Below are 22,243 nucleotides of genomic sequence, written 5' to 3' on the forward strand. Positions count from 1 at the left end.
TTAGTTGTCCCGGTAAACCTCAGCCAAAATTTGGTCCGCACCTTGCGCCAGCAAAGACTCAGCCAGGCGGATCCCCAGCTGCTCAGCGTCGGCGACCGGACCGCTTTGCTCCCCTCGCAGGATCTGGCTGCCATCTACCGCGCCCACCAGACCACGCAAGGTCAATTGTTCACCGTCAATTTCGGCATATGCACCAATAGGGACCTGACACCCGCCTTCCAGGCGACGGTTCATGGCCCGCTCAGCCAACACACGCATGCGCGTTGCACTATGCTCAAGGGGAGCCAGCCAGGCCTGAACCTGCGCATCGTCACTTCGACATTCAATGCCTACGGCACCCTGGCCATTCGCGGGTAGCGAATCTTCAACCGTAACAAAACTGGCGATCCGCTCAGCCATTTCCAGTCTGATCAATCCCGCAGCGGCAAGAATAATGGCATCAAATTCACCGGCATCCAGTTTGGCCAGGCGCGTATTCACATTACCGCGTAAGTCTTTGATCACCAGGTCTGGGCGTACTGCACGGATCTGACACTGACGGCGTAAACTGGATGTCCCCACAACAGCACCTGCCGGTAACTCTGCCAGCGATTGATAGGTATTCGAGACAAACGCATCGCGGGGATCTTCGCGCTCACAAATGGTATGCAGTTCAAGCCCGTCAGGAAACTCTACAGGCACATCTTTCATTGAATGTACGGCGATATCTGCACGCCCTTCCAGCATCGCCTGCTCGAGCTCTTTGACGAACAAACCCTTACCACCAATCTTAGCCAGCGGCGTATCTAAAATCTTATCGCCTTTGGTCGACATAGGAACCAGTTCGACTTCCAGATCGGCGTGAAACTTTTCCAGTTCGGCTTTCACAAACTCGGCCTGCCACAGGGCCAGTGCACTTTTTCTTGTTGCGATACGCAACACATTCTTTTTCGTCGTCATGCTTTACTCAGTTTGCTCGCTATTGAGCGGTTGCAATAATTCTAAAGGTTTTCTGTGCCAACAGCCGGTCATCAGCGGTGATTGCTTCAATCCGCCACTGACCACTTTGGCTTGGCATAATATTTTTGCTGGAGTAGGTCCGATGCCGATAGGCACTGATAGGCAGCTCAATTTCAGCCATCAACTGATCCTGATGAAACCACAGGTGCCGTATAGTTTGTCCCTGCAACCCACGCACTTCGGTAAAGAAATACAACTTCTCCGAAAAGGCACTTTGCTCGACACTGTCTTTGAGTACATCGACCGGCTCCCGCTCCACAACCTCTGTGGTCAGCACCGCACGACTCACGTGAGTGGTATCAACTTGTGCAGCCATGGCCACGCTGGCAACCCGGGCGTCTTCCGCAAACCGTTTGGCCGTCTCACTGTCACGACCATTGTCAGGCTCGTCCACTTGTAAGTCTGCACTCGCCACCGCGGCTTCATCTTTCAGCTCAACAAACTCTGACTCAACGGCCGCGATTGCCGCCGCTTCAGACTCAGTTGCACTAACAAGCTCGTCGGTCGGCTGGGCCACCAGCTCGGGGAGCGATTCTTCCGAGGCAGGCTGAATGTTTTCAACAGATGCTACAAGCGCCGTATCTGTAACAAGCATATCTTCTGCAATGACGCCAGACACACTGTTTGTAGGCTCTGGGCTCTGATACGCATCTACTACCTCGACAGGTTGCTCGTCTGCACTCACCGAGTTCACTATCCCATAAAACGTGGCTGCCAGGCCAATTGCAGCCACGCTACCAACCACACCAATGCGGCGCCAATGATATTGGTAGGTGACGGGCCTTGCCGGGACCTCGTTCGCTTTGGTTACTGCGGTTTTAATCACAATACGTTGTGTCATGGGTGCTCACTCTGTTGTCACGTTAGCCTGGCCAGTAACCAGGTGCGGATTGCCTCCAGCTCTTCCTGGCAAACCTGATGCTGCATCGGGTAATCCTGCCAGCTAACTTCGTAGCCTTGAGCTTGTAAGGTGTCAAAGGCCTGTCGTCCAGCCACCATAGGGACTACAGGGTCTAGGCTGCCATGGGCCATAAACACGCTCAGGTCGGCCTGCACTGCTTCCTGTGCCAGCTTATCCGGTGCACACATATAGCACGACAGGGCCATCACACCACCTAACCGCACTTTTAAACGCGGTGCCAGGTGCAGTGCCATCACGCCACCTTGTGAGAATCCAGCCAGAATAATACGCTCTGGTGGTATGCCAGCGTCCAGCTCAGCTTCAATCAGTGCCTGAACCAGCTTCGCTGAGTCTCTCACACCCGCTTCGTCGGCTCTTTTATCCAGATCAAAAGATTTGATGTCATACCAGGAGCGCATCACCATACCATTATTCACGGTCACTGGCTGCTCTGGCGCGTGCGGGAAAATAAACCGCACACCCAGTTCGGCGGGTAGCCTTAACTCAGGTGCGATCGGTAAGAAGCCCTCTCCGGAATCGCCCAGACCATGTAACCAAATCACGCTTGCCCTGTGGGTTCCCTGGGCCGGGTACTCTACAAACGGCAGCATCAGTCGTGCTGCCACTCTATGCTCTGGCCCGCCTGGCGTGTTGCTGCATCGCTCATAAACTGCCAGAACTCGGCACCACTGCGGTTATCTATCCACTGCGTATCGCGCAGCTCAAAATGATGCCCGTTAAACTTAGTTGCAACCCACACCTGGTGCAGTGGAGCTTGCTTGTTAATCACTATTTTACTGCGGTCCGGAAAAATGATCTCCAGGATCCCGGATGCCGATTCATAATCCAGGTCAACCTCACAGTCGTCAATTTGCTCCTCAATGGTCAACATTAACGCATCGGCTAACTCGTGATACTCATGATCTGTCATAGCTTGATCCTTACTGTGCAAACCCCGAAAGTCCGCTACTTTCGCGGAATTAAATTTACTTTCTAAGCTGCTTTTTTTACCAATTCTGTTACTCTGCGATTATAAAGGCACTGACATCATTAATCTAATGAAAGCGACATACACTCAATTTAGCCTATTTACCCTGATCTTGACCAGCCTCTTGCTGCTAAGTGGATGCGGTCAGAGTGGCCCCCTTTATTTGCCAGAGCAACGTCCACAACCGATCAATGCGCCCGAGCAAACGCCTCAGCCTGCTCAGGATACCGCACCGTCTGAGGACGATGATACGAAACAGGAGTCGTAAATGGATTTCTTTCACTACCAGGATAATCAGCTACATGCAGAGCAGGTCGCCATCCGGGACATCGCCGAGCACTATGGTACGCCCTGCTATGTGTATTCAAGAAAAACGCTGGAGCGCCACTACCATGCGTTCACCGATGCGGCCGCAGGACACCCACATCTGGTCTGTTATGCTGTTAAAGCAAACAGCAACATCGCGGTACTGAATGTACTGGCAAGGCTGGGTGCCGGGTTTGACATAGTCTCGCAAGGAGAATTAGCCCGGGTGCTCAAAGCTGGCGGCGATCCGGCTAAAATCGTGTTTTCCGGCGTAGCAAAAACCGCACAGGAAATCGCTTTTGCACTCGAAACTGGCATAAAATGCTTTAACGTCGAGTCCGAGGCTGAATTGCGTCGTATCAGTCAAGTGGCCAGTGAACTCGATTTGCTCGCGCCGGTTTCAATTCGGGTCAATCCGGATATAGATGCCAAAACACATCCTTATATTTCGACCGGGCTAAAAGAAAACAAATTCGGTATTGATATTAAAGAAGCCTTCAATGTCTATCAGCTTGCCTGTGCTTTGCCCGGCATTGATGTTGTGGGCATTGATTTTCACATCGGCTCCCAGCTTACCGAAGTCACCCCCTTTATTGCGGCCCTGGACAAAGTACTTGCGTTGGTAGAGACACTCGCATCGGCGGGTATTACGCTCAGGCATCTGGATATTGGCGGCGGTCTGGGCGTGCCCTATGACAGCGAAAAGCCGCCACACCCCAGTGCCTATGCAGCTGAGGTCAAAGCGCGACTCGCCGAGTATCAACATCTGGAACTGATCTTTGAGCCAGGCCGTGCTATTGCCGCAAATGCCGGGATCCTGGTCACCAAAGTTGAATACCTTAAACCAACCAAAGACAAGCACTTTGCCATTGTTGACGCCGGCATGAATGACATGTTGCGGCCTTCTCTGTATCAGGCGTGGCAACAGATCATTGCCGTTACACCGCGCCAGGATGATACGCCGCTGTATACCTACGATGTTGTAGGGCCGGTGTGTGAGACAGGCGATTTTATTGGTAAAGATCGACCACTGGCAATTCAGCCTGGTGACTTGTTGGCCCAACGTGGTGCCGGTGCCTATGGCTTTACCATGAGCTCGAATTACAACTCACGTCCGCGCATTGCAGAAATCATGGTCGATGGGGATGCCTGTCACCTGATCCGCGAAAGAGAGACACTGGAATCCTTGTGGCAAGGCGAGCAAGTGCTTCCGTAATGATGCGCGGCATGGCAAAGTAAGGTTATCACAATCATAAAATAGGTGCGGTGCCTGCTGGCCGCCGACACCAAAATAGATAAGGCTTTATGTTTGTAAATTTTTCTAAGATGCATGGTTTAGGCAATGATTTTGTGGTCGTTGATAATGTGACCCAGAATGTTTTTTTGTCACGAGACCAGATCCGTAAACTGGCACACCGTAATTTTGGCATCGGTTTCGACCAGCTGTTACTGGTTGAACCGCCCTATTCACCTGATCTGGATTTTCATTATCGGATCTTCAATGCTGACGGTACCGAAGTAGAACAGTGCGGTAATGGTGCACGCTGTTTTGCGCGCTTTGTCCGCATGAAAGGCCTGACCAATAAGCATAAAGTGAGTGTCTCCACCAAAGGTGGCAACATTACTCTGTTCACCGAAAAAGACGGCCAGGTTACGGTCAATATGGGTAAACCGGAATTTGCACCTGCGCAAATCCCATTTAAAGCAAAGCAACAGGAACAAACCTATATTCTACGTGCACATGAACACACCGTCTTCTGCGGTGTCGTGTCTATGGGTAATCCACATTGTGTGATAGAGGTTGAAGATATCGACCAGGCAGAGGTTAACACGCTTGGTCCCCTGCTTGAGCAACATGAACGTTTTCCAAAACGTGCTAATATTGGTTTTATGCAAATTATCAACCGTGAGCACATTAAATTGCGAGTCTGGGAGCGGGGCGCGGCTGAAACGTTGGCATGCGGCAGCGGCGCATGTGCCGCAGCAGTCGTCGGTATTGCCCAGGATAAACTGGCCAGCACTGTGCGGGTCGATTTACCGGGCGGTAGCATTCAGGTGCGCTGGAATGGCCCGGGCCAGAGCGTTAAAATGACCGGCCCTGCGGAACACGTATTCGACGGACAAATCGCCTTATGAGTAATGGCGCAGGCTCGCTGACACCTCAGCAGGTTCAGGATTTTCTCCACCACCACCCCGAATTTTTGCTGCAACACCCTTACCTGTTGCTTGAGCTCAATCTATACAACGATTCTCAGGGTGCGCCTAATCTGGCTTTATTACAGCAACGCACTTTGCGTGAGCGCAATCAGCAACTTGAAAAACAGATCGCACAGATGGTTGCGCATGCTAATGAGAATGAACAGATTTATCGTCTGTTCAGTGAGTGCCAGCGTCGCCTGTGGCAGTGTGAGGATGTGTCTTCCCTGACCGATTTACTGAGTCATGAATTAACTCAATTACCCAAAGTCAGTCATTGTCAGCTGATCAATTTACAAGAAGACAATGAACAGGTACGTGCCGTCAGCGCATTGCAACGCAGTCGGCTCAAAGATTCGAGCTGTTATCTGGGTCGCCTGAGTCAGGCCGAACGTACCGGGCTGTTCGAAGACACTCAGTGTCAGTCCTTTGCGTTATATACACTAGGTGACAGTGAGGCCCCCAAAGCCCTGCTGTTATTTGCCAGTCATTGCGCCGATCACTTCGCCCCAGGTAACGGCGACTTGTTCGTCAGTGAACTGGTCACTTCCCTGGCACTTCGATTACACCATCTGGCATGAGCAAACCGCATCTCGATGTGAATCCAAATGACCTCGGCCCGGGCTGGCTGGAACCGATTGCTGAGTTTGCCGCTTACCTGCAGTTTGAACGTCAATACTCGGCACATACGCTGGGCCAGTACCGACGTCAACTGTTGCAGGCCGCCGCTTTTTTTGCACCTCATTGTGACCATTGGCTGGCAGTCAGCAGTGAGCTGGTCAGGCGCTATTCGATACAACTGCGCACCCGGCAATATAACCCGCGCAGTATCAACCTGAAACTCAGCTGCGTACGCAGCTTGTATAAGTTTTTGCAGCACAAGCACCAGGCCCACGCCGAAACGCCGAATCCGGCTCAGGGGTTGCGCGGTCCTAAATTTCAAAAGCCCCTGCCAAAAAGTCTGGATGTCGACCAAATGGCGCAGCTTCTGGATATCCGGGACGATGATATTCTGGCACTGCGAGACAAAGCCATTATGGAGCTGATGTACTCCAGCGGGCTGCGTGTCAGTGAACTGGTTAATGCCAACCTTCACGACATCCGTGATGGCGAGATCCGGGTACTGGGTAAGGGCAATAAAGAACGCGTCGTACCAGTTGGCGCCAAAGCGCTGGAAGCCATCACACTCTGGCTCAAACATCGCCCTCAGTTTGCCACGGCAGAGGAGCCCGCGTTGTTTGTCAGTAAGCGCAAAACCCGTATTTCAGCGCGCCATGTACGTGCCAGAATGCAGGAATGGGGGATCCGTCAGGGGATCTCAGGCACCATTCATCCTCACAAACTGCGCCATTCCTTTGCCACCCATTTACTCGAATCCAGTGGTGATCTGCGGGCCATTCAGGAAATGTTAGGTCACGCCAGTTTATCCGCCACTCAGGTTTATACTCATGTTGATTTTGGCCATCTTGCCAAAGTGTATGACAATGCCCACCCCAGAGCACGCAAACAGCGTAAAGACTAAGTAGGTCTTTGGCCATTAATTAGGTAAACTCTGGCGAACTTTCAGTAAAGAGAAGTGTTATGCGATTTAACCGTGCCATTGATGAGATCCAGGTTCTGAGCTTCGACCTGGATGATACTTTGTATAACAACCACCCAGTGATCGCCGCTGCGGTTCAGGCCATGAACGACTACGTCAATGCACTTGCGCCCTGGCGTGCCCAGGGGCCAGAATATTGGCTCAAATGCCGTAAACAGGTTGCAATTCAGCACCCTGAATTGACCAATGACGTTACCCGCTGGCGTCAGGTGGCATTGCGTTTTGGTTTACAGCAAGCCGGCTTCAGCCCAGCTGAAACTGAGACACATGCCGAAGCGGCCTATCAGGCGTTTGCAACGGCACGCAGCCAGATAGTCGTTGATGAGTCCGTACTTAACCTGTTGGCTAGCCTGAGAACACGGTTCCGGCTGATCGCCATCACCAATGGCAATGTCGAGGTCGAGCGCTTTAACCTTGCAGGTCAGTTTGAACAGGTGTTGATGGCCGGAAGAGATGGTCGCGCCAAACCCCATACTGACCTGTTTGATGCGGCCTGCCAGCACTGTAATGTGGCGCCTAATCAGCTACTGCACATTGGTGACAGCCTGGATACCGACGTGCAAGGCGCAAACCTGGCGGGTTGCCGCAGTGTGTGGCTCAATAACCAGGGCATCAAATATCGTTATCAGGGGCTGGCGGATATAGAAATTCGCGATATTCATGCCCTGTCGTTATTACTCACTTAATACTATCCGCTGATTGTGTTCCCAACCGCAGGTGACCCTACTTCTGTTGCAAACTTTTAACAAATCACGTACTAATAAGACTTTCGTATAATAAAACAACAATCGGAAGTCTATTATGTCATCGCAGGATACCCATCTTGATACGGGGTTTTTTGGCCACCCGAAAGGCTTATCTACGCTTTATTTCACCGAAATGTGGGAGCGAATGAGCTACTACGGCATGCGCGCACTCTTGGTGCTTTTTATGACCGCCTCTTTACAGGAAGAGGGCCTTGAGTTCACCGTTGCAGCGGCTGCCGCTATCTACGGATTGTACACAGGTGCGGTGTACTTTCTGGGGTTGCCCGGAGGCTGGATAGCAGACCGTCTGCTGGGCGGTCAACGCACAGTCTGGTATGGCGGTATCATCATTATGTGCGGTCACATTGTACTGGCCATTCCAGCCCATGAAACCTTTTTTATCGGCCTGATCCTGGTTGCAGCGGGTACCGGCCTGCTGAAGCCGAATATCAGCGCCATGGTTGGTCAGCTGTATCGCGATGAAGACGAGCGTCGTGACGGGGGCTATGCCTTGTATTACATGGGGATCAATGTGGGCTCCGTACTAGGCTACACCATCTGCGGGTACTTTATGGAAAACCTGGGCTGGCACTGGGCATTTGGTGCCGCCGCAGTCGGCATGGGCGTTGGCCTGATCCAGTATCGTAAAACACTGGGTTATATCGCGCATGTTGGCGATAAACCCAGCAGCCCGCTGTCTCCAGAGAAAGCCCGCAAAGCCTGGTCAGTCATCATTGCCGTTATCACCGCCGTTGCCGGTGTCGTGGCACTGACCTACACAGGTGTGCTGGTCATCAACCCGGTTGTTGTCGCCCAGTACGTCGCAATCGCTTTTACCCTTATCTTTTTGGCCTATTACGGATTTATTTATTTTGCGGGCAATCTGGAACATGATGAAAAGCGCAAAATGTGGGCACTGTTTCTGGTCTGTGTGGCCTCAGCCTGCTTCTGGTCTGGGTTTGAGCAGGCCGGGTCTTCATTGAATCTGTTTGCCAGAGATTATACCGACCGACTGCTTGGCGGATTTACGATTCCGACAGCCTGGTTTCAGTCCACTAACTCCTTTTTTATCATTGTACTGTCTCCCTTTTTCGCCGCATTGTGGATCAACCTGGCAAAACGCATGATCTCCCCCTCATACACAGTAAAATGCGCGATTGGCCTGGTGATCATGGCCAGTGGTTTTATTGTTATGTTCTTCGCCGCCCAATATGCAGCTCAGGGTCTCAAGGTTGCTCCTATGTGGCTGGTAACCACCTACTTCCTGCATACCGTCGGTGAACTATGTCTGAGCCCGGTGGCCCTGAGTGCGGTGAGTAAACTGTCCCCTAAACGGTTTGCCGGTCAGATGATGGGCGTGTTCGTTTTAACCTACTCGATAGGCAACATCATCTCTGGTTTGCTGGCCGGAAACTTCGACCCGGAAAACGTCGAGCAAATGCCAAATTTATATCTTCAAATTAGCCTGTTCTGTATCGGCGTGGGGATCCTGGTTGGCCTGTTTGGCCTGCGAGCCAAAATTTGGGAAGGCCAGGGTCAGCAACAAACAGCATAAGTTCCAGGGCCGGTTTCTCCGGCCCTTACCTCATCAACAGGTGCCCTGGTTGGGCACCCCGGACTGAGAAAATCAAGGTTTCCATCTGGACACCGTCTGGAATTTGGGTAAGCTGGCAAAGCTGCTGCTTTGCTTGCTGCCGCCAACAAAACAGATGTCTCACCTGTGTGGCAGCGGCAACAGAAGCAACATAGTACGCAACGGAAAGTTAAGCATAATGTCGCCTGTTTTAAAATGCACTTTCCTATACAGAACGGCCAGATACACATTGGAGACAGTATGCAAAGCATCGCCATCACTGGCGCAACCGGATTACTGGGACGCGCGCTTGTTAAAATATTAGAAGCCCACTACCACATTATTGGCTGTGGATTTCGCCGGGCGACCCCGCCACTGGTGTCTCTGGACTTATCAGACAAAGACGCGGTCTGCGCTTTTTTGGATAAATACGTACCGGACATACTCATCCATGCCGCCGCAGAGCGCAAACCTGATGTCTGTGAAAACGACCATGCGCAAACGCTCGCGTTGAATGTCGCCGCCAGTGAACATCTGGCAAAACAGTGCGCTCAGCGTGGTATCCGATTGTTTTTCATCAGCACCGATTATGTTTTTGATGGCGCTGAGCCCCCTTACATCGAACAAGCCACGACCAACCCGCTCAATTTTTACGGGCAGAGCAAACAACAAGCCGAGCAAGCCGTACTATCGAGCGATCCCACACATTGTGTTATCCGGGTACCAGTCCTGTATGGGGATGTCGAATATCTGGCAGAATCCGCAGTCACTGTGATAGCCGAGCAACTCAAATCGGACCCGTACAGTGCCCTTGACGACTGGGCGATCCGCTACCCTACTCATGTTGAGGATATAGCGCTGACGTTGGCAGATCTGGTCGCATTGCCAAAAGAGCAACTGGGTGGGGTTTACCATGTGTCCGATACTCAGGCACTGACCAAGTATAAAATGGCCCAGATCATGGCAACCGTGCTGGGGTTAGAAGGAGCAAATCTTGTCGCGTTGCCAGAACCCACACACAGCGCGGCTCGCCCTCATAACTGTGCGCTCAAGGACACCCGTTTGCACGCACTGGGCATTGCGCACCACCGAGACTTTGCCGGTGCGATAGCTGCCGCGCTTAAGCACCATTTGCAGGGGTAATACATTATGCGGGTGAACTCTGCGCTTCTGGGCCTTTCTTTGGCACTCAATGCTTATCTGGGCTGGCAGCTATATCAATCATCAACAGCGGTCCACCCCAGGACTAAAGTCCCGCTACCGGCTGCGCCCGCCGACGCTCCGAGCACCAGCTCAGACCGAATACCCGTCTCACTTACCCAAGCCCAGCAGGCATTTCAGCAGGGACACTATGAACAGGCGCTGGCTTATCTGTTACAGACACACCAGACTCACCCTGGGGCAACAACCCGCCATGCCAAACAGTGGTGGCAATGGATCAATGCACACCTTGATCAGAGCAGCGAGGCTCAGCTGTTTGCCCAGTTAGCTTTGGTGCAGGGTTACCTCAGGATTGATCCACAGGCGCTTGTGGTACAGCGCCTTGAAATTCGCCTTTACCAGTCGCTGCAACAGCCCGATGAAGCACTTACACGACTGATGGTCGCCTACCAAAGCAATCCCGCGTACTCTCGCTGGCAAACTCTGATTGATGACTTGCTGGTACCACGCCTGGTTGAACTGAAGCAGCAACAGAAGTGGCATGAACTACTGCTGCTTGCCGCCCCCTGGTACGATGAAAAACCGCAAATGCTGGCGCTACTGACGCACCAGATAGAAGCGCACCTGGCATTGTTGCAGCCCTCCGAAGCGCTGTTTTTGATTGCTCAGGCAAGCGATACGTTGCGCCACCACCAGGATGTGGAAGCCCTTTACAATCAGGCACAGGCACTGCAGCAGGGGGTGACACATGTGCCGCTACGCCGTCTGGGTAGTCACTTTGTGCTTGAAGCTCAACTGGCAGGTAGCACCATTGAGCTGATGATCGACACCGGAGCCAGCGTGACCTCACTGACCCAGCAGCAATTTGCCGCGCTGGATCAGGCTGTTGAATATCTCGATACCAGAACAGTGTCAACGGCTAATGGTTTGGCTAATGTCGAGTTCTATCAAAGTGAGCACATGCAGGTAGGTGACCAGCTCAGAGGCCCCATGCAGTTTGCAGTCATGAATGAGATGCGTGCTGGTCCGGGGCTACTGGGCATGAACTTCCTGCGCCATTTTGATTTTGACATAGACCAGCGCAATGCTGTGCTGATTTTGCGTCCTCGCAGTCAACCTTGATATACTGAGCTTTTGCTCCCAGGCTATCTCAATTATGCAGCCAATGCGCCTAGCCAAATACCTGAGCCATTGTGGCGTCTGTTCCCGTCGTCAAGCCTCTCGACTGATCGACGCAGCCCAGGTCAGGGTGAACGGTAATCCGGCAAATCACATTGATCATGTTACCGACGCCGACCATATAACCGTGAGTGGCTTACAGATCACCGGCCCGGTTCCCAAACAATTGTATCTGTACCACAAACCGGTGGGCATTGACTGCAAACTGCGCACAGACGATCCCAGCAGCCTGATCCACCACCTCCCACCAGGTGTGCGAGTCTACCCCATTGGCCGCCTGGATAAAGACAGCCGCGGACTGTTACTGCTCACTAATGACGGTGAACTATGCAATCGTCTCATCCACCCCGATCACCACCAGGAAAAAGAATATCGTGTCGTCGTCGACAAGCCATTTGATCCGCAATTTTGCACCCGTATGAGTGCAGGTGTCCCCGTCGATGGTGTGATGACGCAAGCTTGCCGGGTAGAGCCGCTTACAGAGGATACCATTACTATCGTGTTAACGCAGGGAATGAATCGCCAGATCCGAAAAATGGCACGGCATTGCGGTTATCGGGTGATCGATTTATATCGGACACGCATTGCTAACCTGGTACTGGATGCCGAAACCCTGGCCCCAGGGGAATATCAGCCCATCCCGTTCACTCAGCTGGTATTGGAAGAAAAGAAAAAATAATACCGCCCAACCAACTTACTGGGCGGTAAAAGTAGCATCGCTTCACAGTATAGCGAGCTGCTGACGGCAACGCACTGCGGCATATTGTCGCACCACTATTTCTCCCTGTTATCCTGAATATTTTTCAAGGCACTGGTAATTCGCACTTTGCCCAGTTAGTTTCTGTGTTCCGATATCATCAGAGTTCATACCCTATGGAGTGGATAGCGTTTACCTGTCTGGCCGCATTTAGTCAGGCCTGGCGTAATGCCCTGCAAAGTCGTCTCAGTGAACATGCCAGTGTAGCCAGCGTGACACTTGCCCGTTTTCTGCTCGCCACACCGCTGGCAGCCCTGTACCTGCTCGGTCTGTATCACTGGCAGACAGCACCGGCGCTGACCATAACTGGGCCATTAATCAGCTATATACTGGGTGCCAGTATCATGCAAATTATCGCCACCGGATTGATGGTGATGCTGTTCAAGCGGAACAACTATGCCGTTGGTGTGGGTCTGGCTAAGAGCGAAGCCTTGCTTGCGGCAGTGCTGGGGATGGCTTTTTTCGGCTCACATCTCAGTCCATTGGGCTGGTTGGGTGTCCTGCTCGGTGGTGTAGCAGTCCTGTTGCTTAGCGGTGTGACATTACGCCACTTTGCCCCCGCTACCGCACTGCTCGGACTCGCCTGCGGGGGCGCATTTGCACTGACTTCTTTGTGGGTCAGGGAGGCCAGCCTCACCACGGGGCTGCCCTTTCCACATAGTGCTGCCTGGGTGCTGTTACTGGTACTCTCCTGTCAAACCCTGTTGTTGGCCATCTATCTGAGTTATGCGGAGCAAAATTCCTGGCACACGTTGTGGCAGCAACGCCGGCTCACCAGTGCCATCAGTCTCACCAGCTGCATCGGCTCTATTGGCTGGTTTAGTGCCATGAGCCTGCAACATGTGGCCTATGTCAAAACACTCGGCCAGATTGAGGTCTTTTTCACTCTGGCCATCGCGTTTTGGTGGTTAAAAACCCCCGTTGCCAGGCGTGACACTCTGGGGCTGTTGCTTATCGCATTGGCTGCCATTTTGGTAATGATGGGCTAGGTTTCTGGTTCAAAGTAAATTTTCAGGGAAAAATAGCCGGCACTTTCTATACTGAAGATATCGCAACAATCAAGACTGAGTGCCTTACGTGCCGATTGCACAACATTTTTATAGTCAGCCTGATGAGGTTGAACTGGTCAAAGTGAAACTGTTTAAGCAAGTCGCTTACTACTGTTTATGCTTGCACCTGGTGTTTATTTTTGCCTTCTGGTACAGCCATGTTTATATTCTGGCCATCGCCAATATCGCCAGTGTTACCGCCTGGGCAACAGGTATTTATCTGCTCAACCGGGGGCACAGCCACCTGGCCCTCAGGGTCTTTTGTATTGAAGTGACCGTCCATTCCGTGCTGGTCTGCGCCACGCTCGGTATGGATTATGGTTTTCAGTATTACCTGTGGACCATTGCCTGCATGTTACTCCTGGATATGCAATTAAAACTGCGACTTGCCATCACTTTGTCTTTAAGCTTAATTGTGTTGTTTGCAGTCCTGTTTGAACTTTATGACACGGTAAACACCACCTTTGCATTTCGCGACTACGCCCGGCCCATCCACTTTATCAATGTGTTTATCTGCGGCCTGCCCATGATTTACGTCATTGGGCAGATACGCGAAAGCACCTTTATTCAGCGTCGGCAGCTGGCGACTCTGGCCGCGAGAGATCCGCTTACTAATTTATTCAATCGCCGCTATGCAAAGGAGCTGATCTTAAGGGCTCATGCCAGTTGCGCGCACAATGACCAGTCACTGTGTGTGGTGATGGCCGATCTAGATCATTTCAAACAAATCAATGATCAGCTGGGTCATGATATGGGTGACGAAGTGCTGCAAACCGTGTCAGATATTCTGCACAAACATGTGACCGATCAGGATATTGCTGTGAGATGGGGCGGAGAAGAGTTTCTGTTGGTACTGGTCGACTGCAATCTGGAACAAGCAGTTCATCGCCTGGAAACACTGCGCCAAACTCTTGAAATGCAGAAATTCAACGGCAATGAGCTCACCGCAACCATGAGCTTCGGTGTGGCTCTGTGGCATACTGCCCTGCCCTTTTCAGTGGCATTGCAATTGGCCGATGACGCGCTATATACCAGTAAGGCACAGGGCCGCAATCGCGTGACCGCAGCCCAGTCCAGTTAGTTCATGGGAGTAAAGGTGATACGATGGCTGATTTTACCCGGTAACAAGGGCACCGCTTCACCTTGTGCATAGCCACTGAACCCAGCCCGATAAAACGGTGATAACGGATGACCACTTTGTCCACCAGCAACACTCATGATCGCTTTGTCGAGATGTCCGGGCTGGGCAATAAAGCGCTGGGAAGCGCCAAATGCCGGTTTTTGAACCGCCGGCATGTAGGCGTCACCAAATCCAGCCACTACAGGCATATCGAGCAAACCGCTGAGCAGTGGGATCTGTCGGCTAAAAGGATGTTTAACTTCAAGCTGATTTACTCGCCCCCACTGCCACGCAGCCATGTCACGCCCTTCAGACTCGCGCAGCTGCTCTTTGGCCGCCTCATAAGCCGCGAGTAACAACGTGTCCCAGTCACTGTACTTTTGCAACCACTGTGAGGGTTGCTGACGAATGAGCTGCCACACTGCTGGTTCCAGATAGCGTTTGAGAGGCGACAAGCTGCCATCGGCTTGTTGCAGAGTATTTTCTACCGGGGCAAACAGCACGTCGATAGTCTGGTCTCGAAATCGCCTGACCAGTGTATAACCGACCGATTCCGGACAGGCACATGCCTGCCAGTCAGCTAAATATGCAAGGTCACGTGAGTAGTGCGCTTTACGGCTTTCAAGTAACTCGCTTAACAGTTGATGCCAGGGCATCAGAAAGCGAGCCTCATTATCGAGTTGCAGGCGCATGAAATCGGCTTCATTAAACTGGGATTGTGCCATCAGCCGGTCGCGGATCTGCTGAGCCCGGGCCCCCAGTGCGTAACCCCCATCACCAAATCGCTGGTGTTGTTGTGCCGACACAACCCGGGAATTAGCAGTCCAGATCTTACCATCCGCAGGATTTTTCACGACCGGACGGTGTACTTCATTACGTTGCCACAGAGCACTGTAATCCTGACTGGCAACGGCCAAATCACTGGGAGACTGTCGGGCCGGCACTGCACCGGTCGGCCGCCATGCCGCATTTCCGTTTGCATCGACAACCACCATATTCTGAACCGGAATAGCGATATGCTCAGCCCGCAGCAATGCATCATCAACGGACATGGCCTGTTCCAGCCCTGTGAGGCCAAGATTGACCGCGTAGTCCCGATGTGCCACCCAGCTCAGCGCATAGGCTTCGCCCTGGATCTGTTTAACAGGTCCGTAGTCGCTTAGCGTCAGGATGAATTCCTGATTCTTCCCACCTGGCAATCGCAACTCTTCTGTGACCTGCCAGGTTTTATCACTGTGCGGGTCAAGTTTGATCCAGTCTGCAGTATCCAGATAACCATTGGTGAATCCCCAGGCAATATGGTTATTGCTGCCCACAACAATAGCAGGTGCACCAGGCAAAGTGACACCAGATACCTGCACGGGGTTGCCAGCAGCGGTGTTGTAATTGAGTTGTGCCCGATACCAGATAGCCGGCGCATTCAGACCTAAGTGCATATCGTCTGATAGCATTGCTGAGCCTGTATAAGTGTGCCTTCCAGTCACAGCCCAGTTATTGCTCCCATAAAGCGGTAACTCTGAAATCTTACGCCACACATCAAAGTGAGCTATGTCGCTTATTTTAGGGATAACCACATCACTTTGATGGACTTCACTTCCATCCAGCGCAGCCTGATAGTTGCTAGGCTGAATGATAAAATCTATCATTTCTTTGCCAAGCAAAGACTCGACTAAAATGAGTGACTCATCTCTTTTTAAAGTACTTTCTTGTAAATCCAGGTACATACTAAAGATAACCAACAAGCTGTCTTCTGCCTGCCAGGGTCTGGCGTCTGCACCTAACAGGAGATACTCAAACCCTTTCATACCACTTTGTGCTTGTCCTTCATTCACGCCCTGCGTATACCGCGTAAGCAAAGTTTGATCTGACTTTGGCAGTTGCTGAAAAATAGTCTGGCTTAGAGCTCGAAACTGGTGAAACCGCAAACGCTTGTCAAGCTCAATGGCAGCCTCGCCAAATAACTCGCTCAGTTCTCCAGCGGCATTGCGACGCAACAGATCCATCTGAAAAAAGCGATCCTGACCATGTGCAAAGCCCAGTGCATACGCGGCATCATCACGATTCTGCGCAGTGATCACGCTCTGGCCCAGCGCATCTCGCTCCAACGTCAGCGGTGCGCTTATCGCCGTTGACTGACCCTGCCCATCGAGTGCAGGCAAGCTCAGTGATAAGATCCCGTACACGACTGCACTGGCAGCCAGTGCCAGCAACACAAAAGTTGCCACTGTACGCCTTAACCAAGTCAGCATACTCTCTCCTTATTATGAGTGATTAATGACCTAGCCAGCTTAGCGCTAATTACCCTGTATTGCATTACCGTATTGCATGACAGATCTGTGACTTCCCACTCAGACACGCCTGTGCTTCCGGTAAAAAGAGCAGACACAACACACGCTTTGACTCTTGTCCTGAGTCCCTATACAACAGCTATCGTTGATGGCAGCATTTTTCAGGCATAAATTACCCTGGGTCTTGGCGAGTTTTCATACAGACAACTATAGTTAAATGATTCAAGGATATTTTTTCACGTTTACATGCAGACCAAACACGTGCTGTCGTCAAGGAAAGCCTTTTTAACCCGCTTTATAGTGGGCGCACTCTTATTGGTGATCCTGGCAGCAGGCTGGTATATCGATAGCATCAACGAACGCCGCCTGATTGAAGTTGAGAAAAACCGCACTTATGAAGAGCTCAACGTTTATCGCACTCAGATTGAAGGCACATTGGCCGCGAATATTCAATTAGTTCGGGGACTCGCCATTGCCCTTGCGCCTCAGCCAAACCTGGATCAGACACAGTTTGAGCGATTTGCCGCCCCTTTGTTCGAAACCAGCAAAGTGTTGCGTAATGTGGGCGCCGCGCCCGATATGGTATTACAATTGGTGTACCCCCTCGAAGGAAATGAAAAAGCGATTGGGCTCAATTACCTTACTCACCCACAGCAAAAGAAAGACGCTATTAAAGCCAGAGACACTCGCAATATCGTCCTGGCAGGTCCGCTAGAGCTCATTCAGGGCGGCATGGCGTTGATCGCACGGATCCCCGTGTATGTTGATAAAGACAATTTTTGGGGACTCCTCTCGGTCGTGATTGATATGCCCAAACTGTATGATCAAGTGTCACTGAATAAGCTCGAAGGCGATTACCTGATAGCGATTCAGGGCCGAAATGGCCTGGGCGACAGCGGTGAGTACTTCTATGGTTCGCCTACGATTCAGGAGCATAACCCACTGGCATTCACCATTCATGTCCCATCGGGTAGCTGGGTGATGTACGCAGCTCCGCGCTATGGATGGAAGGCCTCATCAGCTGCATTATGGCCTTTTCGACTGGCGCTGCTGACCATAGTGATATTCTTCTTCTGTGCATTTTCTTTTTACACGCGCTTGCTTTCTGAGCTGAAAAATAAAACCAATGCGCTAACCAATATGGGCTCGCTGGCAAAAGTGGGGGCCTGGTCGGTTGACTTGGCGTCTCATCACATCACGCTGTCGGATGTAACACGCCAAATCTTTGCCGTACCATCACACTATCAACCCACCTGGATGAGTAGTACCGAGTTTTTCAAAGAGGGACCCCATCGCAAGAAGTTTCAGGATCATATGACTCAGGCGATCAAATATGGCAAACCCTTTGAAGATGAATTCATCGTCCAGCCACACAAAGGGCAAGAATGTTGGGTGCTCATAAAAGCTCAGGCAAAACAGCACAATGGCTGGACCTCGCAGGTGTTTGGTTCAGTGCAAAACATCAATGATCGTAAGCTAATGGCGATAGAGCATGAAAAAGTGGCCAGAAATAATGAGCTACTGGCCCAACTCAGTACTCATGAGGCCATCCTCAACAATCACACCGATCGCGCCCAGGAATTATGTACTGACGCGGTTTGTCAGGCCGCTCGCGCATCTCGTGCCAGTATCTGGCTACTCAGTGACGATCATACACTGCTTTATCCAACCTGTTTCAGCAATACCCGTCGAGATAGCTTGCAGCACTTCCCGCCCTGGCGCAAGGCGACCTTGCCGGGCCTGTTTTCAGCGGTACTCAGTAAGCAAATTATAGAGGCCAGTACAGCAACCAAGCACCCGATCACCCGGCCCCTGGCCGACCAGTACCTTGACCCCTTTGAAGTCGAAGCGATGCTTATCACGCCCATTCTGCATCGCGGCGCCGTCTGCGGGATACTCTGTACTGAATACGGTGATCCGTACCCGGACTGGACGGACAGTGACAGGCGCTTTGTGCATGCCATTGCCGCAATGCTGGCCAGTTTATTCAGCGGGCAACAACAGCAGCAGGCTAAACGTAAAGCGATTATAGAAAAAGAGCTGGCTGAACAATCCGCCAAAATTAAAGCCGACTTTCTGGCCAGTATGAGCCACGAAATCCGCACCCCGATGAACGGCATTATTGGTATGCTGGAGATACTCGGTAACTCGCAACTCACAGACACGCAACAGCGTAATCTGTCGCTTGCTCAAAGCTCGGCGGAGTCACTGCTCACTATCATCAACGACATCCTGGATTTCTCTAAGATTGAAGCCGGAAAACTGAATATTGAGCAGATTGAATGTGACCTGATCCAAATTATCAGTGACTGTTTTGCAGCCTTTGCACCACGAGCCAATGATCAGCAAACTGAACTCTTTATTGATAGTCGTAATATGCAATATCAGTACGCGAAGACAGATCCGCACAGGCTCAAACAAGTGCTCAACAACCTGCTAAGTAATGCCGTCAAGTTTACCGAAGGTGGTAAAGTGACCCTGACATGCTATACCGAGCGCACCAGTGACCAGTCACGCTTATGGTGCAGTGTCGAAGACACGGGCATAGGGATTAGCAAGCAACAGCTTAGTAAAATTTTTGATTCTTTTACACAGGCCGATCCCTCGACTACGCGTAAGTTCGGCGGCACGGGGCTGGGGCTCACCATAGCCAGACAGTTATGCGAACTTATGGGCGGCGCCCTCAACGCGTACAGCAAACCCAGTATTGGCAGCACCTTTACGTTTTATATTGAGCTCAGTGATCCACAACCAATCCGGGCGCTCGACGCCAATAATGACAGCCTGTATGTTATCGATGCGCACTCACCTTCCGATCTGGCTGCACGGCATATGCTGGATGCCTGGCATATCCCAACCGAGCACTTTGAGAACGTGGCGCAAATGCTAGAATTCTACGACACCAAGGAGTCACATAAACCCGCCCTGATCATTGCCACACAAGTGCTCAGCAACTCGTCGGACTCAGACATACAAAGCCTGATAAAACTGATTAAAGTCAAGCATCTCAACTATGCTCTGCTGTGCCACACGATGCAGGAAACTGAAGCCTGGCCTCAGTTTTCATCCAATAACCTGCTACTGGCACCGCTGACCCCAGCCAATGCTCTATCTTTGGTGAAACGCAAGGAACCCATTGCCGCCAAAATCGCCGAAGACGTCTGCCTGGATGTCGATATTCTGCTTGTAGAAGACAACAAGATTAACCAAACCGTTGCAACCACCCTGCTCGAAAAGCTGGGCGCCCGTGTCACCTGTGCTCACAATGGCCTGGCGGCGATTGGCCATCTCAAAGTGCGAGAGGAGCCTTATGCTATCATTCTCATGGATTGCCAAATGCCAGAGATGGATGGCTACACAGCCACCAAAGAGATCCGTGCGGGCATTGCGGGCGAGCAACATCAGCAAACACCTATCATTGCCCTGACAGCGAATGCCATGGAAGGTGATGAAGAAAAGTGCCTGGCTGCCGGAATGGACGCCTATCTTAGCAAGCCCATCAATTTCAATGCGCTGAGTAAAATGTTACAGCGCTGGGTCGATGAGGCCAAAACCTGCTGATAAGGCTACTAAAAGTGCCCTTCATTCATCTGAGGCCACTATGCAAGGCGGTTCAAATCGCATAGAGTTAAGTCATGAAAAAACCTGATTTGCTGCACACTGCCTGCGGCACATGATACTAGGGAAGAGATATGAATTTATCCAAGATTGAACAGCGGATCATTGGCTGTCTGCTGGAAAAGCAAACGACAACCCCAGACCAGTACCCACTCTCACTCAATGCACTGACCAATGCGTGCAATCAGAAATCAAACCGGGAACCGGTGATGTCTCTGACCGAGTCTGACGTGCTGGACGCTCTGGCTCAGCTTGAGCAGAAACGCATTGTCGTTTGTGACGAGGGACTATCCGGCAGGGTAAACAAATATCAGCATCGCTTTTGCAATAGCGAATTTGGCAGCCTGCAGCTAACCGAGCAACAACGCGCCGTTGTCTGTTTATTGTTGTTGCGTGGACCCCAGACCCCCGGAGAATTACGCACCCGCAGTGGCCGACTGGCAGAGTTTGCAACGGTTGGCGAGGTAGAGGCAGCACTGAATGAGCTGCAACAACAAGAACTTGCCATACGCCTGGCCAGAGAGCCCGGCAAACGAGAAGCGCGTTACCAGCATCTGTTCGGTAACCCGGAAGATTACGAACAAGCACAAGAAAGTGCATCAGAACCAACCGTGAACCTGGATGAACTGCTGCAGGAAATTGATCAGCTCAAACAAGAGCTGCAAACCATCAAGCAACACCTGGGCCTGTGAAAAGCACAACAGCGCAAGAAACAGATCTAATCTGTAACAAATTCAAGTAAACTTAGAACAATCAGACATAATTGGACCAGCCGTAGAGTACGGGTGGTAAGAGGAAACACCATGCGTGAAGCGATCATCGCTGAAATGAAAGTTCAGCCTACCATTGATGTCGCGGCGGAAGTCGCCCGACGTGTTCAGTTTATTAAACACACGCTGATTTCAGCCCACTGCCATAGTCTGGTTTTGGGGATCAGTGGAGGTGTTGACTCCTCAACCTGTGGCCGTTTGTGCCAACTGGCAATTGACGAGCTGAATGCCGAACAAGGTTGCCAGGGTTATCAGTTTATTGCCATGCGCTTGCCATACGGCACTCAAGCTGACGAAGACGAAGCACAGCAGGCGCTGGAGTTTATTCAACCCAGCAAACGCTTAACCGTTAATATTAAGGCGGCTGCTGATGCTATGCACGAGCAGGCACTTCAGGCTATGCAAGACAGCGACACCACAGTGCCCAACGCCACCTTGGTTGATTTTGTAAAAGGCAATGTCAAAGCCAGACAACGTATGGTTGCGCAGTATGAAATCGCTGGCCTGACAAGAGGCTTGGTGGTCGGAACCGATCATAGCGCAGAGAATATTACCGGCTTTTATACCAAGTTTGGCGATGGTGCCTGCGATCTGGCGCCACTGTTTGGCCTTTCCAAGCGACAGGTACGGGCTTTGGCCGACTACCTGGGTGCACCACAATCACTGGTACATAAAACCCCAACTGCCGATCTGGAATGCGATCGCCCGGGGCTTGCTGATGAGGAAGCACTTGGCCTGAGCTATGATGATATTGATGACTTCCTGGAAGGCAAACCTGTCAGCCTGGATGTTGAGCAACTGCTGATCGGCATTTATCAGAAAACACAACACAAGCGTCAGCCTATCCCCACCATCTACGACAGTGAATAAGTGACAGACGCAATGCCCTGTGATCTGGCCTGCGTTACCTCACGTACAAAGCCAGACGCACAACGCGGGGCTTAACCCGGGCGCTTATTCTACTGCGCGCCCGATTGCGCACTTTACTCGTT

The 22,243-nt window shown here is 51.6% G+C and carries 20 protein-coding genes; 15 read left to right on the plus strand and 5 right to left on the minus strand.

Going from position 1 to position 22,243, the window contains the following annotated elements; translation table 11 throughout:
- From hemC to cyaY, 4 genes are read right to left on the minus strand one after another with little or no spacing between them, the layout of a single operon-like run.
- On the minus strand, positions 1-939 hold the full coding sequence (gene hemC, locus ACXAH1_RS21160; RefSeq protein WP_138553044.1) for a hydroxymethylbilane synthase: 939 nt from the start codon (positions 937-939) through the stop codon (positions 1-3).
- A gap of 19 nt (positions 940-958) precedes the next feature.
- Positions 959-1,840 (minus strand): DUF2914 domain-containing protein, encoded by an 882-nt coding sequence (locus ACXAH1_RS21165; RefSeq protein WP_475199423.1) that lies wholly within the window; start codon positions 1,838-1,840, stop codon positions 959-961.
- Between the two features lie 17 nt (positions 1,841-1,857).
- Positions 1,858-2,511: an alpha/beta hydrolase gene (locus ACXAH1_RS21170; RefSeq protein WP_475199465.1), complete on the minus strand. Its 654-nt coding sequence runs from the start codon at positions 2,509-2,511 to the stop codon at positions 1,858-1,860.
- Positions 2,511-2,831 (minus strand): iron donor protein CyaY, encoded by a 321-nt coding sequence (cyaY, locus tag ACXAH1_RS21175; RefSeq protein WP_475199425.1) that lies wholly within the window; start codon positions 2,829-2,831, stop codon positions 2,511-2,513. The genes ACXAH1_RS21170 and cyaY overlap by 1 nt, the downstream gene beginning before the upstream one ends.
- A 127-nt stretch (positions 2,832-2,958) precedes the next feature.
- Between cyaY and lptM the strand changes: the two genes are divergently transcribed.
- The 12 genes from lptM (at position 2,959) to ACXAH1_RS21235 (ending at position 14,536) form a co-directional block, all read left to right on the plus strand.
- Positions 2,959-3,156, plus strand: coding sequence for an LPS translocon maturation chaperone LptM (lptM, locus tag ACXAH1_RS21180; RefSeq protein ID WP_475199427.1), 198 nt, complete (start codon positions 2,959-2,961; stop codon positions 3,154-3,156).
- Positions 3,157-4,410: a diaminopimelate decarboxylase gene (gene lysA / locus ACXAH1_RS21185; protein WP_475199429.1), complete on the plus strand. Its 1,254-nt coding sequence runs from the start codon at positions 3,157-3,159 to the stop codon at positions 4,408-4,410.
- Between the two features lie 89 nt (positions 4,411-4,499).
- Positions 4,500-5,330, plus strand: a complete 831-nt coding sequence (gene dapF, locus ACXAH1_RS21190) for a diaminopimelate epimerase (protein ID WP_475199431.1) — start codon at positions 4,500-4,502, stop codon at positions 5,328-5,330.
- Positions 5,327-5,971, plus strand: coding sequence for a DUF484 family protein (locus ACXAH1_RS21195; RefSeq protein ID WP_475199432.1), 645 nt, complete (start codon positions 5,327-5,329; stop codon positions 5,969-5,971). The genes dapF and ACXAH1_RS21195 overlap by 4 nt, the downstream gene beginning before the upstream one ends.
- The gene (xerC, locus tag ACXAH1_RS21200; protein WP_475199434.1) at positions 5,968-6,912 is read left to right on the plus strand and encodes a tyrosine recombinase XerC; all 945 of its coding nucleotides are present in this window, start codon (positions 5,968-5,970) and stop codon (positions 6,910-6,912) included. The genes ACXAH1_RS21195 and xerC overlap by 4 nt, the downstream gene beginning before the upstream one ends.
- A 59-nt stretch (positions 6,913-6,971) precedes the next feature.
- Positions 6,972-7,676, plus strand: a complete 705-nt coding sequence (locus ACXAH1_RS21205) for an HAD-IA family hydrolase (protein WP_475199436.1) — start codon at positions 6,972-6,974, stop codon at positions 7,674-7,676.
- A gap of 115 nt (positions 7,677-7,791) precedes the next feature.
- Positions 7,792-9,291 carry a peptide MFS transporter gene (locus ACXAH1_RS21210; protein WP_475199438.1) on the plus strand — a complete coding sequence of 500 codons (1,500 nt, stop codon included), beginning with the start codon at positions 7,792-7,794 and terminating at the stop codon, positions 9,289-9,291.
- Between the two features lie 279 nt (positions 9,292-9,570).
- Positions 9,571-10,452, plus strand: coding sequence for a dTDP-4-dehydrorhamnose reductase family protein (locus ACXAH1_RS21215; RefSeq protein WP_475199439.1), 882 nt, complete (start codon positions 9,571-9,573; stop codon positions 10,450-10,452).
- A 6-nt stretch (positions 10,453-10,458) separates the two neighbouring features.
- On the plus strand, positions 10,459-11,592 hold the full coding sequence (locus ACXAH1_RS21220; protein ID WP_475199442.1) for a TIGR02281 family clan AA aspartic protease: 1,134 nt from the start codon (positions 10,459-10,461) through the stop codon (positions 11,590-11,592).
- 43 nt (positions 11,593-11,635) lie between these two features.
- Positions 11,636-12,328, plus strand: coding sequence for a pseudouridine synthase (locus ACXAH1_RS21225; protein ID WP_475199444.1), 693 nt, complete (start codon positions 11,636-11,638; stop codon positions 12,326-12,328).
- Between the two features lie 194 nt (positions 12,329-12,522).
- Entirely contained in the window at positions 12,523-13,395 is an 873-nt protein-coding gene (locus ACXAH1_RS21230; RefSeq protein ID WP_253050774.1) for a multidrug transporter, read from the plus strand.
- An 88-nt stretch (positions 13,396-13,483) separates the two neighbouring features.
- Positions 13,484-14,536 carry a GGDEF domain-containing protein gene (locus ACXAH1_RS21235; protein ID WP_475199445.1) on the plus strand — a complete coding sequence of 351 codons (1,053 nt, stop codon included), beginning with the start codon at positions 13,484-13,486 and terminating at the stop codon, positions 14,534-14,536.
- On the opposite strand, the gene ACXAH1_RS21240 is transcribed toward ACXAH1_RS21235, so the two are convergent.
- Positions 14,533-16,824, minus strand: coding sequence for a penicillin acylase family protein (locus tag ACXAH1_RS21240; protein ID WP_475199447.1), 2,292 nt, complete (start codon positions 16,822-16,824; stop codon positions 14,533-14,535). The two genes, ACXAH1_RS21235 and ACXAH1_RS21240, sit on opposite strands and share 4 nt — an antisense overlap.
- Positions 16,825-17,109: 285 nt before the next feature.
- On the opposite strand from ACXAH1_RS21240, the gene ACXAH1_RS21245 reads away from it, so the two are divergent.
- From ACXAH1_RS21245 to nadE, 3 genes are all read left to right on the plus strand, one after another.
- Positions 17,110-20,424, plus strand: coding sequence for an ATP-binding protein (locus tag ACXAH1_RS21245; RefSeq protein WP_475199448.1), 3,315 nt, complete (start codon positions 17,110-17,112; stop codon positions 20,422-20,424).
- 131 nt (positions 20,425-20,555) lie between these two features.
- Entirely contained in the window at positions 20,556-21,173 is a 618-nt protein-coding gene (locus ACXAH1_RS21250) for a YceH family protein (RefSeq protein ID WP_475199449.1), read from the plus strand.
- 111 nt (positions 21,174-21,284) lie between these two features.
- Complete coding sequence (nadE, locus tag ACXAH1_RS21255) at positions 21,285-22,121, plus strand: ammonia-dependent NAD(+) synthetase (RefSeq protein ID WP_475199450.1); 837 nt, start codon at positions 21,285-21,287, stop codon at positions 22,119-22,121.
- Positions 22,122-22,243 lie beyond the last annotated feature (122 nt).

The sequence above is a fragment of the Pseudoalteromonas sp. AWH4_217 genome, from assembly GCF_056161105.1.

Coding starts and splice junctions, on each gene's coding strand:
- hemC (WP_138553044.1), bottom strand. CDS start 939: ATGACGACGAAAAAGAATGTGTTGCGTATCGCAACAAGAAAAAGTGCA.
- ACXAH1_RS21165 (WP_475199423.1), bottom strand. CDS start 1,840: ATGACACAACGTATTGTGATTAAAACCGCAGTAACCAAAGCGAACGAG.
- ACXAH1_RS21170 (WP_475199465.1), bottom strand. CDS start 2,511: ATGCTGCCGTTTGTAGAGTACCCGGCCCAGGGAACCCACAGGGCAAGC.
- cyaY (WP_475199425.1), bottom strand. CDS start 2,831: ATGACAGATCATGAGTATCACGAGTTAGCCGATGCGTTAATGTTGACC.
- lptM (WP_475199427.1), top strand. CDS start 2,959: ATGAAAGCGACATACACTCAATTTAGCCTATTTACCCTGATCTTGACC.
- lysA (WP_475199429.1), top strand. CDS start 3,157: ATGGATTTCTTTCACTACCAGGATAATCAGCTACATGCAGAGCAGGTC.
- dapF (WP_475199431.1), top strand. CDS start 4,500: ATGTTTGTAAATTTTTCTAAGATGCATGGTTTAGGCAATGATTTTGTG.
- ACXAH1_RS21195 (WP_475199432.1), top strand. CDS start 5,327: ATGAGTAATGGCGCAGGCTCGCTGACACCTCAGCAGGTTCAGGATTTT.
- xerC (WP_475199434.1), top strand. CDS start 5,968: ATGAGCAAACCGCATCTCGATGTGAATCCAAATGACCTCGGCCCGGGC.
- ACXAH1_RS21205 (WP_475199436.1), top strand. CDS start 6,972: ATGCGATTTAACCGTGCCATTGATGAGATCCAGGTTCTGAGCTTCGAC.
- ACXAH1_RS21210 (WP_475199438.1), top strand. CDS start 7,792: ATGTCATCGCAGGATACCCATCTTGATACGGGGTTTTTTGGCCACCCG.
- ACXAH1_RS21215 (WP_475199439.1), top strand. CDS start 9,571: ATGCAAAGCATCGCCATCACTGGCGCAACCGGATTACTGGGACGCGCG.
- ACXAH1_RS21220 (WP_475199442.1), top strand. CDS start 10,459: ATGCGGGTGAACTCTGCGCTTCTGGGCCTTTCTTTGGCACTCAATGCT.
- ACXAH1_RS21225 (WP_475199444.1), top strand. CDS start 11,636: ATGCGCCTAGCCAAATACCTGAGCCATTGTGGCGTCTGTTCCCGTCGT.
- ACXAH1_RS21230 (WP_253050774.1), top strand. CDS start 12,523: ATGGAGTGGATAGCGTTTACCTGTCTGGCCGCATTTAGTCAGGCCTGG.
- ACXAH1_RS21240 (WP_475199447.1), bottom strand. CDS start 16,824: ATGCTGACTTGGTTAAGGCGTACAGTGGCAACTTTTGTGTTGCTGGCA.
- ACXAH1_RS21245 (WP_475199448.1), top strand. CDS start 17,110: ATGCAGACCAAACACGTGCTGTCGTCAAGGAAAGCCTTTTTAACCCGC.
- ACXAH1_RS21250 (WP_475199449.1), top strand. CDS start 20,556: ATGAATTTATCCAAGATTGAACAGCGGATCATTGGCTGTCTGCTGGAA.
- nadE (WP_475199450.1), top strand. CDS start 21,285: ATGCGTGAAGCGATCATCGCTGAAATGAAAGTTCAGCCTACCATTGAT.